The organism is Neobacillus muris, assembly GCF_943193175.1.
Taxonomy (GTDB): domain Bacteria; phylum Bacillota; class Bacilli; order Bacillales; family Cytobacillaceae; genus Neobacillus; species Neobacillus muris.
In genome coordinates this window covers 43,281-56,090 of the sequence record NZ_CALPDF010000021.1, presented here as the reverse complement: position 1 = coordinate 56,090, position 12,810 = coordinate 43,281, and the positions used below count along the sequence as shown (strand labels likewise).

Genomic DNA, 12,810 nt, shown 5'->3' with positions numbered 1-12,810 from the left:
CACTTCCTTTATTTTTGGGGGATGTAAGTTCTGTATTTATTAACAAAGTCAGACGGTATTTTTTGCATTTCACTTTTCAGAAAATCACTTCCGCCACTTACGAACTGGTACACCACATCTTTACCAAAAACCTCAATGGCCCTTTTCCATTGGTCTATCTCAACGCTGTAAAGATTTACTAATTTTGTTTTTTCTGCATCAAATTCATCATGATATATATTTGAAAGTTTTTGAACCCTCTCTGATAAACTTTGGGCCAATGATGATAAAGCATAAAAATTAGGGACTGACATTTGACAGTTCTTACAATTTATTTTATCTTTTATACAATTCTCCACACCAACCAAGCATTGGATATTATCTTCCTTACTTGGTAACAATTGTGCATCTAGTTTAAACATCGTTTCTGTTGCTTCATCTATGCCCATGCTTAATATCATTTGTGAAACACTTTTTCTTTCGGCTAGGATATTATTTAAGTATCCTGCGGTAGCTTCAATATTGTACGGATTACCAAAAGTCTTTTTTAGGTGCAAAATTTCCTCGGTTCTTTCCTTACGGTTGACTGTTTTTCCATATAGTATGTCAGCAAACAAGTCAGAAATATAGCCAAAATTCTCTCTCATAAATAACTGGTGGGTTAAGTCATTTAATTCACTTTCAGGTATATAAATATAGATATTGGTAGTTTCAAAATCCAAATGCGCACGCAGGCGTTGAGCAACTTCAAGAGCAGCACTTGAATTTCCTTTTTTTACTAACAAGTAATACATAAAGGATAGTAACGTCCGATTCATTTTAAGACTCTCGAATTTAAACTTTTTTAAAAATCCTTTAAAAAAGTGTTTTCTCACCCTATCAGGTAGTTCATTTCTTTTGGTACTAAAATTTATTAAATAATCGTAGTTTGGAGTTAAGGCTGAACGCCTTAATTCACAGATTACTGCTGCAGTAGCTAATGAAAGTTTTAACTTATCTGAACAAAAAAATCGGTTTGTTGCGTTTGTCTTTTCAGTTTTCAAATCTTTTTGCATAATTTGAGTGATAATACGTCGAACATCATCAGCTTCTATATCATTATGTAACAACCATTCTAGGCTTATGTCTTTTGCAGAGAGTTTACTTAGATCTAATTTTGGGAATTGAACTACATCAGAGTGCCGCCATGCATTATTAATATGGATCAACACATAAAGCCATACAGAATCATAGTCAAATACCTTCGGATAATTTTGTTTTTTTTCTTTATTATTTTTGCTAAAATTATTAGAAATTTGATATTTAACATCATTAATAGCATTAATCTTGTGTATTTGTACATTGGTAGTAAAAGTTATTAACTTTTTGTATTCTTCATATTCATAAATAGATTTATCTCTATGATTTACTCCACTAAATTTATTTGGATTGATAATCATTTCAAACTTAAATAACTTTTTCTGTGTTTTTTCCATTAATGTCTTATAAATAGAATTTATGAATGCGTAAAAAATTCTTTGATATTTAACAGGAATATTCTCATTGAATAATTTTAAATTTAGTTGATTCGAGGTATACTCATATATCTCATTTCCCTCTAATACTTCATTCAAAATTTGTGTACAATTTGCATATCTAAATATTGTGTATTGAACAGTTTCGGAACTTTCAGTGGAGTTCCCTAGTGTTCTATAAACAAAGTCTTTCCATAGCTTGATAGAGTATCTGTTTTTAGAGCTAAAGTGTAGCCCTAATTGATTTAATAAATACTCAAAAGCTTCAACATTATCTGTAAGGGTAGATACAGTTTCCTTTAATTCATATTCAGCAGCTATTTGCTCTACGAGTTTCTTAGGATAAATGTATCTATATCCAGTATTAGGTACAAGTCCACGAAAAAGGGTCGGCATTTTCATTCTGTTTTTTACAAGTAGTGAATGGGAAATTTGGTTGAATTGAAGTTTTAGTATCTGCTGTGTTTCGTCTGTAGTGTAGAATTCATTTCTCATTTTATTTTGCAACTTTTTTAAATCATCTATTTTGGATTTTTCATAGAATCTTATTCCGCCAAGGATAATGGGAATCATTTGTTCAACTTCAATAAGTGTTTTCCATTGGCCTTTTGTTAAACCTAACATCTCCCTTGCCTTAGTTGCCGTATATAAGTTATCTGGGTTATACTGTTTTCCTTTAATGAGAGTTCCGTTATTAACATCATCCTGTAAAACTCGATAGTTATATTCAGCAATTAATGCTTCAACTTGTTTTCTTGGGTAAAAAATATGATGGTGTGATATTCTTAAATCTTTTATATTGTTTCTTTTTATTAGCTTCCAAAAAGGGGCTTCACCGGAATTAAATTTTTCTAGAGCTTCTTCGCGGCTAATATGGTTGGAAAAAAAATCCTCAACTGATTTTTTGGAAATATATATAATTCCACGAAATATTTCAGATATTAATATACCGTCCTCAATCATTTTCATAATGTTTGCTTTATAGGATTCTAATTTAAACTCCCCTATATATTTATATTTATGGCTTATTAGAGTGCGTGCTGCCTGACCAATTGTATAAAATTTTTCCAAAAGAAGTTTCTCTTTATTCACATAAGCCTCTAATGAGGGAACAACAACTTTTTTTAATCCATCAGTGTCAATTTTCGTTTCTATAAGCCCTTCCTTTTCTAAATTTTTCAATTTTTTAGGTGATGTTTTAATATGTCGGAATTTAGGGTCATTATATATTCGAGTAAAACTAGCGAGATTTTCTGACACGTTGAGACACCCCATTTATCCAATTATTATTATAGAGATTACCATCAATAGTGCCGAATTTATTTATTGGTGTTTCGGATAACTCATTTATTAGTTCGTTTATATTTAGAATCGTATTTTTTTGGTCAACGTAATCAATCACAGATGAAAGACTTGTATCACCTCTAGCAATAGCTACTTGCACAATATTTAAACCTATATCAAATAATATTTCGGTAAACATTCCTCTTCCAATATGAGTTGACCAAAAGGATTCCTTTACTATAAAATAATCATCCTCTCTTCCCGGTGTGTTCTGTAATTTCTTTAGAAAAGCTTTTTTTACCTTTTTAAATCTTCTTTCTAAGACTTTACCGGACATGGCCTTACCATTTGAATCATAAAAGAGAATGTTAGGATCCTTTATAAAGTTGTTTTTAATTTTTATTTGAAGATCCTTCATATGATCTTCATAATAATCCCACAATAAATCACTATCTAATATCATTTGTTTTGCCATGCTAACATCTAGATAATTAAGACGTTTTACCCCCTCAGAACTCGTGTTTTTCAGCCTTTTAAAAAGATTATCTCTGTTATCTCGAATATTAACTGATAATGAATTTCTGACTTTAACATTCAATTCTGCACGTGTTAGGTTTACAACCTCACCTCGTCGGAGGCCGCCAAAAAATTGTAAACAAAGGGCAAAAGCAATTTCAGGGGCTATTTCTTTTGCTTCTTCAAGAAAATCAACAATTAACTCATACATATTTGGGCCGAAATTTTTCAATTTCATCGGTTTATTGTTATTATGTTTTTTTGAAGGGTATTTTGTACCTAAGTCGCTATTTCTGAAGGGTGATCCTGTCCACTTCTCGCCATCTAAAAATGGACTAAAATCGTATTTTTCCTTTAGTAAAGAGTGCTTTGTTAAGAACAAATAAAAATCTTTTAAATAACCTTCGTAATAATGAACAGTTTTTCTTTTTAATTTACGATTGGTTGTTAAATATGTAATATAACGGCTACCGTGTAGTAATGTTAAACCACTTAGCCCCTCATATAGCAGTGGGGTAAATTCATCATCTTCAATAACAATTTGTTTTATTATATAATTTAAGAATCTGCAAATTGTATAAGAAGGCGCTCTGGAACTGTTTAATTCTGCTCCGTTATATTCATATTGTGTACAGATGAAATTTGTTAATGGATGAGGGATCGTTATATCTAGATCTTTTAAATGGATGCCAATACTTATAACTTTTTGTTTTATAAGCTCACCATTAACATATTCTTCGATTTGATGTTCCTTGGGCTTAAATTCATAATTAGTTAGGTAATTAAAATTTTTCAAAAAACTTCACTCTCCAATTTAGTACAACAACATTAGAAGTTCGATTGTTGTTGTTGTAAAAGTGGTCTTTTTGTAAGGTTACTTATAAGTTATATATTACATATTATAACACAAGGTTGGTAAATTTGGGTTAAAATGGATTGATTTAACATTGATTTATTCACGTTTAGGTAATTAATAACCCAAGAGTGTACCTATAAGGCGGGAAAACATATCGACGATAAAGAACTCGAAAAAATATTATCCAAGACGGAAGGATTGGGGACGGAGGCTACGCGTGCCGGCATAATAACTATGTTGAGAGACCGCGCCTATATCGAGGTTAAAAAAAATCTCGTTTATGCAACAGCAAAAGCAAAAATATTAATTGGGGCGATCGGGAAGGAAATACTTGCCTCGCCTGAAATGACGGCTAAGTGGGAACAAAAATTGAAAGAGATTTCAGAAGGAGATGCTTCTCCGGCCCAATTTATGGAGCAAACCAAAAAAATGGTCCAGCATATCATTTTGGCCGCCGTGAATCAAGCTAACAGCTGGACTTTTTCAGAAGAGGTCGCAAACAGTTTTTCTCCAGGAAAATCAAAGTTCAAAAAGCGCAATCCCACTAAATTGGGCGCCTGTAAGAAATGTGATGGCGCTATTATTGATAAGGGAGATTTTTACGGCTGTTCCAATTATAAAAGCAATCATTGTAACTTCACCATTTCAAAGAAAATATTAGGAAAAACGATTACGCAAAAGAACGTAAAATTACTCCTTTCAGAAGGCGAAACCGATTTAATTGAAGGATTTTCCAGTAAAGATCGCACTTTTAATGCCAGACTCACACTGGATGAAAAGGATCATAAAATAAAATTTCTATTTGAACAGGCCAACGTCAATTTATGATCGTGCAAGTAATGTGATAAACTGCCTTGTCACTCTTATTTTTCTATAGTAAACTTTTAATGATTCTTTTTTTTGGAGGGTATGGGATGCCAACACCTAGTATGGAAGATTATATTGAACAAATTTATATTCTGATTGAAGAAAAAGGATATGCCCGGGTTTCCGATATTGCGGAGGCGCTATCCGTACATCCCTCCTCAGTGACTAAGATGGTACAAAAACTTGATAAAGATGAATATTTGGTATATGAAAAATATCGCGGACTTGTGTTGACCGTCAAGGGGAAAAAGGTTGGCAAGCGGCTTGTTTTCAGGCATGAGCTATTGGAGCAATTTTTAAAAATTATTGGCGTTAAGGATGAAAATATTTATCATGATGTGGAAGGCATTGAACATCATCTTAGCTGGGATTCTATAGACCGCATCGGAGATTTAGTTCAATATTTCGAGGAGGATTCCTCACGATTGGATCTACTTAGAGAAATCCAAAAACAAAATGAAAATGAGTAAACAATAAAAGGCTGGCTCCTGGGGAGTCAGCCTTTTAAAATAGGTTGGGCAAATGGTCGAAATTTACAGCCTCATCAGGAAGTAACACGATATCCCCGTTTGGGCCTTCTTGTTTATGGATCCCTCCAATTAAGCCCGCATCTGTCTCAACCAACGCTTTTTGATAGGAAATTACCCTGCCGCTAGAGGTAACAAAACTCATAACCTCACCAAAATGATTTCGATGCACCCCAATAATAGACTCCAAAAAAATCCCTCCTTTACTATATAAGTATTACAATTTTTTCAAAAATCATCCAAAATATAAAAAACCTGCCATTTTGGCAGGTCATCCGGTTTATCTCCAGTAGAAAGGAGTTTCTTGGTAGACATAGTAATTGAGCCAGTTAGAGAAAAATAAATGGCCATGTGACCGCCAGCGGTTGATTGGCGGCTGTGAGGGGTCATTATCCGGAAAGTAATTTTCCGGCATATGAATCTCTAATCCGCGGCTTAAATCTCTTTCATACTCCTGTGCCAATGAATCAGACTCATATTCCAGATGGCCGGTTATCATTACATGCTTTCGATCAGTCGATGCAATCAATAAGGCACCGGCTTCCTTGGAGGCTGCCAAAAGCTTCAGCTGCGGATGACTTTGGATGGCTTCGATCGGAACGTCAGTGTAGCGGGAATGCGGTGCATAAAACTGATCATCAAATCCGCGCATTAAGATGTCATGTTGCTCCACAATCTGATGAGCATAAATGCCGGAGCATTTCCGGGTCAATTCAAACTTGTCAATTCCATAATAATGATAAAGCGCAGCCTGTGCACCCCAGCATATATGCAGCGTGGACGTTACATTGGTATTGGTCCATTCCATGATTTCTGTCAATTCTGACCAATACTTGACCTGTTCAAAATCCATAAGCTCTACAGGCGCACCGGTAATGATCATGCCGTCAAACTTTTGATTTTTGATTTGGGTAAAATCGGTATAAAACTGATCAAGATGCTGCCTGCTCGTATGAGTGGATTCATAGGATATCGTTTTTAAAAATTGGACATTCACCTGCAGGGGCGAGTTCCCGAGCAGCCTTAGTAACTGTGTTTCTGCCTTCTCTTTTTCCGGCATTAAGTTTAAAATTAAAATATTCAGCGGCCTGATATCCTGGCTGACAGCTCGCTCATCATCCATAATAAAAATATTTTCCTGCTCCAGGATTTCCCGTGCTGGCAAGCGTTTTGGAATGTTAATTGGCAAACGATCATCCCCTTTGTAAGTAAAAAATATAATTCAACAATCCTCGAATATTATAAAAATTCAATGTTTTAATTATATACATTATTGGAATTTTAGGAAAGACACTATTTTGAATAATCATTAGATGTCGGAATAAAACAAATTATTTGATACAATATTAGGAGAGTTTCATTCTAATCTGGATTGCGAGGGACTAGCGTTGGTTATGAATACAACAATCAGAACAGATATTGAAATTGCCCAGGCAGCCAAAATGCTGCCAATTAAAAAAATTGCTGAAAAAATTGGCCTGGAAGAGGATGACCTTGAACTTTTTGGAAAGTACAAGGCGAAACTATCGAACGATGCATTAGTCAAAATGCAAAAGAATAATACGGGAAAAATTATTCTGGTCACATCGATTAATCCAACACCTGCAGGAGAAGGGAAATCAACTGTAACTGTTGGATTGGGCGATGCTTTCAATCGAATTGGGAAAAAGGCCATGATTGCCATAAGGGAGCCATCTTTGGGACCGACCATGGGAATAAAAGGCGGTGCAACGGGCGGAGGTTTCTCACAGGTTCTCCCAATGGAAGACATCAATTTGCATTTTACTGGTGATTTTCACGCCATAACGACTGCTAACAATGCTCTAGCTGCGTTTCTTGACAACCATCTTCACCAAGGAAACGAACTGAATATTGACCCTAGGCGGATTGTTTGGAAACGCGCGGTAGATTTGAACGACCGTGCTCTAAGAAAGGTAGTGATTGGGCTTGGCGGTCCAATGCAAGGAGTCCCCAGAGAAGATGGGTTCGATATCACGGTAGCTTCGGAAATTATGGCTGTGTTATGCCTGGCATCCGGCCTTAACGATTTGAAAGCTCGGTTATCAAGAATAGTCATTGCCTATAATAATCATAAAGAGCCGGTAACGGTAGGGGACTTAGGTGTTGAGGGTGCTTTAACGTTATTGCTGAAGGATGCGATTAAGCCAAATCTTGTTCAAACCATCGAACATACACCTGCACTTGTACATGGCGGGCCATTTGCCAATATCGCCCATGGCTGCAATAGTGTAATTGCCACACGGGCAGCCTCCAAGCTGGCAGATTATGTGATAACCGAAGCGGGTTTTGGAGCGGATTTAGGAGCAGAGAAGTTTTTACATATTAAAGCAAGAATGGCAGGCATTAAACCAGAAGCAGTTGTGATTGTCGCCACTATCCGTGCCTTAAAAATGCATGGAGGCGTTCCAAAAAGCGAACTCGCCAGAGAAAATGCATCCGCATTGGAAAATGGTTTTGCCAACCTGCAAAAACATATTGAAACGATCAAGAACTTTGGACTTCCAGTGGTGGTTGCCATTAATAAATTTGTTTCAGATACGGATGCTGAGATTCAAACATTAATGGATTTATGCAGCCGAGAAAATGTCCCTGCGGCATTGACGGAGGTTTGGGAAAAAGGCGGCGAAGGGGGAATCGTACTAGCTGAAAAACTTTTAGAGGTATTGTCTGGAGAAGAAAATCATTTCCATCCCTTGTATGAACTGTCCGATTCAATTGAACAAAAGGTCAGAACGGTTGTTCAAAAAGTTTATGGGGGAAAGGAAGTGGAGTTTTCGCCAGCTGCCAAAAGACAAATAGACGTTTTTGAAAAAAATGGCTGGTCCAATCTACCTGTCTGCATGGCGAAAACGCAATACTCTTTATCAGATAATCCTGTTAAATTAGGCAGACCAGCTGATTTTACAGTGACGGTAAGGGAATTTAAGCCATCTATCGGTGCGGGATTTATCGTTGCTTTAACCGGTGATGTCATGACTATGCCAGGTCTCCCTAAAAAGCCTGCAGCTTTAAATATGGATGTTGATGAAGCCGGCAATGCGGTTGGACTGTTTTAAAAGGAGAATGAAAGCGAATGTTTGATCCAACGGCATTTGATAATATGAAAGTTGTCATCGAAGGCGCCTTTTATGATATGGATTTAAGTGGCGAAGTGCTGATTACGGACCGTAACGATTGGATAAATATAGCAAAAATGTCCCGCTTGTTTACCATCAGCTTTCAATTGCCCGGGGCGAGCCAAGCCAAAATAACCGCAAAGATGGAACTGGAATCCACTTTGGAAAATTTGGCCGCAGAACTGCTTCCGGGTATCCAATCAGAGCCATTAACAGGATGTTATGTAAAGCTGAAATACTTCCTCAATCATAAAAATGATCTGGACCTGTTTGAAAAAATTGAAAGATTGCTTACTGAAACATGGGGGAACACGAGGAAAATTTCCCAATCTGCCGAATATAATCCATTGCTTCGATCCGATATAATAAAAAATGTGGTAACGATTGATTTCCTGAGACTAGTCAGTGAGGATCAGTTAGAAGATTTGGTGGAAATGACAGGAATAATGCGGACAACGATACAGAAATTAGACGATTTAATTTTCAATACGCACTAAAAATGGAAAGGGTGACTCCGTATATAAGGAGTTATCCTTTTTTTAAAAACATATATTTACAATACTCAGAATACGATGTAACATATTTATAACTAGATATTATGACCATGTGCTAATTGGAACGAAATTTTCAAAATAAGGGGAGATGTCCTTGGCAAGAACGGCATGGGTAACCGACAGCACTGTATTTTTAGATGAAGAGTTACAATATCATCCTGATATATATACTGTCCCATTAACGATTTCACTAGATGGTGAAGAATATACGGACGGGGTTGATTTAACACCAGCTCAATTATTCGAAAGACTAAAGTTTTTGAAAACGCCTCCAAAAACCTCACAGCCGTCTGTAGGAGCATTTCAAACATTATATAATCAGTTAGCAAAGGATTATGATCAAGTTGTGGCAGTGCTTCTTTCAAGCAAATTAAGCGGAACTGTTTCCTCAAGTGAACAGGCAGCAAAGCTTGTGGATATCCCTGTAACGACATTCGATTCCCATATCCTTACCTATCCGATGTCTGCATTATTAAAATGCGGAATGCAGTGGATAGAGGCAGGAGAATCATTGGAGAACGTCATCGAAAAACTTGAAAACATTAGAGATACAGGTGAAACTTATGTTCTTGTCGGAAGTTTGGAGCAGCTTCACCGCGGCGGAAGAATGTCAGGGCTGCAATTTTTCCTCGGAAGCCTGCTGAATGTAAAGCCGATCATCTCATTTGACAATGGCGCTTTATTTATCAAGGAAAAGGTGAGGAGCGAGAAAAAGGCAAAGGAAAAAATTCTTGATTATTTCCATCTGGCCTATGAAAAAAATCCTATCAAAGAAGTGTATATTCTATATGGTTCGCAGGAGAATCATGCCGAGGAATGGCGGCGGGAACTTAAGAAGGGATATCCTCAGTTAAAAATAGTCCGCTGCCCGCTTGGTGCAGTTATTGGCGTGCACGCAGGAGAAAATACATTGGGCATCAGCTGGTATAATGGATTGGCATAACCCCAAAGCTCTTGGGGTTATTTTTTTATGTTTGTTCATGTTAAAATAGCAAGGATGAAGGCAGGTGCAGTGAAATGGAAAAACAGATAATTAAAACAACGGAGGATTTTGTCAAAAATCAATTAAGAAGCGATGCAACAGGCCATGATTGGTATCATGTTGACCGGGTCCGAAAGAATGCCCTTCTTATTTGTAAAGAAGAACAAGCAGGAGACCCGTTTATTATTGAAATGGCCGCGCTTCTTCATGATATACCGGATGAGAAACTAAATGAGAGTCTAGAAGCCGGGGAACGAAAACTAGAAGACTTTCTACATACGATTTCGCTGGGTGAAAACGAAAAAAACCATATCAAAAATATAATAGCTACCATTTCATATAAAGGCGGGAGAGGTTCGGAACTCATATCCATTGAGGCAAAAATTGTCCAAGATGCCGATCGTTTAGATGCCATTGGCGCCATTGGCATTGCCCGCGCGTTTGCGTATGGAGGGAAAAAGGGACAGCCGATTTACGAACCGAGTTTAACGATCCGGGAAAATATGAGTTTGGCCGAGTATCGAAACGGCAAATCTTCCAGCATCAATCATTTTTATGAAAAATTACTGAAACTAAGAGATTTATTAAATACAGATGCTGCGAGAAATCTGGCTGAGAAACGCCATCGCGTCATGGAGAACTTTTTAGAACAATTTTATCAGGAATGGAATGGTCAAGCATGAAAATGTTAACGGTCGAAAATGCAACGAAAACTTACGGTGAAAAACAGTTATTTGATCAGATTTCTTTTACGATCGGTGAGAAGGAGCGGGCAGGTCTCATTGGTGTAAATGGAACAGGGAAGTCTTCGTTGCTAAAGATTGTGGCCGGATTAGATACTCCGGATGAAGGGAAAGTCATCACTGGAAAAGATTATTCCATTTCCTTCTTACAGCAAAAGCCTGATTTTGAAACGGATCGAACGGTACTTGAACAAGTATTCCACGGGGATGCGCCCATTTTAAAGCTATTGCGCGAATATGAAAGAACATTACTTAAGCTGAATCATGCTCCAGACAATACGGCTAACTTAGAGGAACTTTACCGCCTGCAAAAACAGATGGATGCCCTAAATGCTTGGGATGCCAGCAGCAATGCCAAATCAATATTAACCAAATTGGGAATTATGGATTTTAATCAAATGGTTGGGCAGCTTTCTGGCGGACAAAAGAAGCGGGTTGCCTTGGCTCAAGTTTTAATTGCCGAACCTGATTTGCTCATTTTGGATGAACCGACCAACCACTTGGATTTTGATACGGTTAAATGGCTGGAAGATTATTTAAGCCGATATAAAGGATCCATATTGGTAGTTACCCATGACCGATACTTTTTGGACCGTGTCACCAACAGAATTTTTGAATTGGACGGAGGAAAGCTGTACAGCTATAAAGGAAATTATGCGGCTTTCTTGGAAGCAAAGGCAATTCGTGAAGAGAATGAAGCGGCAACATTTGAAAAAAGGAAAAATCTATTCCGGAGGGAATTGGAATGGATCAGGCGCGGGGCACAAGCAAGATCCACTAAGCAAAAGGCCAGGATTGGCAGGTTCGAAGAGTTGGATGACCAGCTGTCAAACGGAAAGCCTGCAGCAGAGAAGCTGGATATTTCCCTTAATGGCAGCAGGTTAGGCAAGCAGGTATTTGAGCTCAAAGGAGCCACAAAGCGATATGGGGACAAGCTTATTCTCGAATCCTATGATTTGCTCATTAAGCCTGGCGACCGAATTGGCATTATCGGGAATAATGGAACGGGAAAATCGACCTTTTTAAATATTTTAGCCCAGCAGATTCCGCTTGATTCGGGTGTGTTCAACATCGGTCAAACGGTTAAAATTGCCTATTACACGCAGGAAAGTGAAGATATGGACGAAACCAGGCGGATGATTGAATATATTAAGGAGACCGCTGAAATCGTGGAGACATCCGATGGAAAGACGATTTCAGCAGCCCAAATGCTGGAACGATTCCTGTTTCCAAGCTATACCCATGGAACGCCCATCCGCAAGCTCTCAGGCGGTGAGAAACGGCGGCTATATTTATTGAAAATCTTAATGTCTGCTCCTAATGTCCTGCTGCTGGATGAGCCCACAAATGATCTTGATACGCAAACCTTGACCATTCTTGAGGATTATCTGGAAGAATTTCCTGGTGTCGTGATAACGGTATCGCATGATCGCTATTTCCTTGATAAAGTGGCCAGCCAGCTGCTTATATTTAAGGGCAATGCAAAAATTGATGCATTTTACGGAAATTATAGCGAATATCTCGAAAAAGCAGTGAGCCAGGAACCAAAAAAAGAAGCAAAACCTTCACCTGTTCCAGCTAAGGCTCCGGAAAAGGAAAAAAAGAAAAAACTTACCTTTAAGGAACAAAAAGAATGGGAAGAAATTGATGGGGAAATCGCGGATACCGAAGCAAAACTGGAAACAATCACATCCAAAATGGATAAGTGCGGAAGCGATTTTACCAAATTGCAGGAGTTAATGACAGAAGCGGCCGAACTAAATAATAAGCTGGAGCATTTGATTGAACGATGGACCTACCTGGCAGAAATGGCCGAGAATAGCTAAAACAAGTGCATAATATGTGAATGAA

The 12,810-nt window shown here is 37.6% G+C and carries 10 protein-coding genes and 1 pseudogene; 7 read left to right on the top strand and 4 right to left on the bottom strand.

Annotated features, from left to right (window positions below):
- Positions 1-8: 8 nt before the first annotated feature.
- The gene (locus NFS43_RS14385) at positions 9-2,753 is read right to left on the bottom strand and encodes a hypothetical protein (RefSeq protein WP_251552384.1); all 2,745 of its coding nucleotides are present in this window, start codon (positions 2,751-2,753) and stop codon (positions 9-11) included.
- Positions 2,734-4,089, bottom strand: a complete 1,356-nt coding sequence (locus NFS43_RS14380; RefSeq protein WP_251552383.1) for a site-specific integrase — start codon at positions 4,087-4,089, stop codon at positions 2,734-2,736. Before NFS43_RS14380 ends, NFS43_RS14385 begins: the two co-directional genes overlap by 20 nt.
- Positions 4,090-4,290: 201 nt before the next feature.
- On the opposite strand from NFS43_RS14380, the pseudogene NFS43_RS14375 reads away from it, so the two are divergent.
- Positions 4,291-4,977 (top strand): annotated as a pseudogene (locus NFS43_RS14375) (topoisomerase C-terminal repeat-containing protein); the annotation flags it as partial.
- Positions 4,978-5,063: 86 nt separating this feature from the next.
- A complete protein-coding gene (gene mntR / locus NFS43_RS14370) occupies positions 5,064-5,486 on the top strand; it encodes a transcriptional regulator MntR (protein WP_251552382.1) in 423 nt (140 codons plus the stop codon).
- 34 nt (positions 5,487-5,520) lie between these two features.
- On the opposite strand, the gene NFS43_RS14365 is transcribed toward mntR, so the two are convergent.
- On the bottom strand, positions 5,521-5,733 hold the full coding sequence (locus tag NFS43_RS14365) for a hypothetical protein (protein ID WP_251552380.1): 213 nt from the start codon (positions 5,731-5,733) through the stop codon (positions 5,521-5,523).
- A 90-nt stretch (positions 5,734-5,823) separates the two neighbouring features.
- The gene (gene metA / locus NFS43_RS14360; protein ID WP_251552379.1) at positions 5,824-6,732 is read right to left on the bottom strand and encodes a homoserine O-acetyltransferase MetA; all 909 of its coding nucleotides are present in this window, start codon (positions 6,730-6,732) and stop codon (positions 5,824-5,826) included.
- A 205-nt stretch (positions 6,733-6,937) separates the two neighbouring features.
- On the opposite strand from metA, the gene NFS43_RS14355 reads away from it, so the two are divergent.
- The 5 genes from NFS43_RS14355 to NFS43_RS14335 all read left to right on the top strand — a co-directional run bounded on the left by NFS43_RS14355 (position 6,938) and on the right by NFS43_RS14335 (position 12,785).
- The gene (locus tag NFS43_RS14355; protein WP_251552378.1) at positions 6,938-8,620 is read left to right on the top strand and encodes a formate--tetrahydrofolate ligase; all 1,683 of its coding nucleotides are present in this window, start codon (positions 6,938-6,940) and stop codon (positions 8,618-8,620) included.
- Between the two features lie 17 nt (positions 8,621-8,637).
- Entirely contained in the window at positions 8,638-9,177 is a 540-nt protein-coding gene (locus tag NFS43_RS14350) for a hypothetical protein (protein ID WP_251552377.1), read from the top strand.
- Positions 9,178-9,328: 151 nt separating this feature from the next.
- Entirely contained in the window at positions 9,329-10,177 is an 849-nt protein-coding gene (locus tag NFS43_RS14345) for a DegV family protein (RefSeq protein WP_251552376.1), read from the top strand.
- Between the two features lie 74 nt (positions 10,178-10,251).
- The gene (locus tag NFS43_RS14340) at positions 10,252-10,899 is read left to right on the top strand and encodes an HD domain-containing protein (RefSeq protein ID WP_251552375.1); all 648 of its coding nucleotides are present in this window, start codon (positions 10,252-10,254) and stop codon (positions 10,897-10,899) included.
- Complete coding sequence (locus NFS43_RS14335) at positions 10,896-12,785, top strand: ABC-F family ATP-binding cassette domain-containing protein (RefSeq protein ID WP_251552403.1); 1,890 nt, start codon at positions 10,896-10,898, stop codon at positions 12,783-12,785. Before NFS43_RS14340 ends, NFS43_RS14335 begins: the two co-directional genes overlap by 4 nt.
- Positions 12,786-12,810: the final 25 nt, after the last annotated feature.

Coding starts and splice junctions, on each gene's coding strand:
- mntR (WP_251552382.1), top strand. CDS start 5,064: ATGCCAACACCTAGTATGGAAGATTATATTGAACAAATTTATATTCTG.
- NFS43_RS14355 (WP_251552378.1), top strand. CDS start 6,938: ATGAATACAACAATCAGAACAGATATTGAAATTGCCCAGGCAGCCAAA.
- NFS43_RS14350 (WP_251552377.1), top strand. CDS start 8,638: ATGTTTGATCCAACGGCATTTGATAATATGAAAGTTGTCATCGAAGGC.
- NFS43_RS14340 (WP_251552375.1), top strand. CDS start 10,252: ATGGAAAAACAGATAATTAAAACAACGGAGGATTTTGTCAAAAATCAA.
- NFS43_RS14335 (WP_251552403.1), top strand. CDS start 10,896: ATGAAAATGTTAACGGTCGAAAATGCAACGAAAACTTACGGTGAAAAA.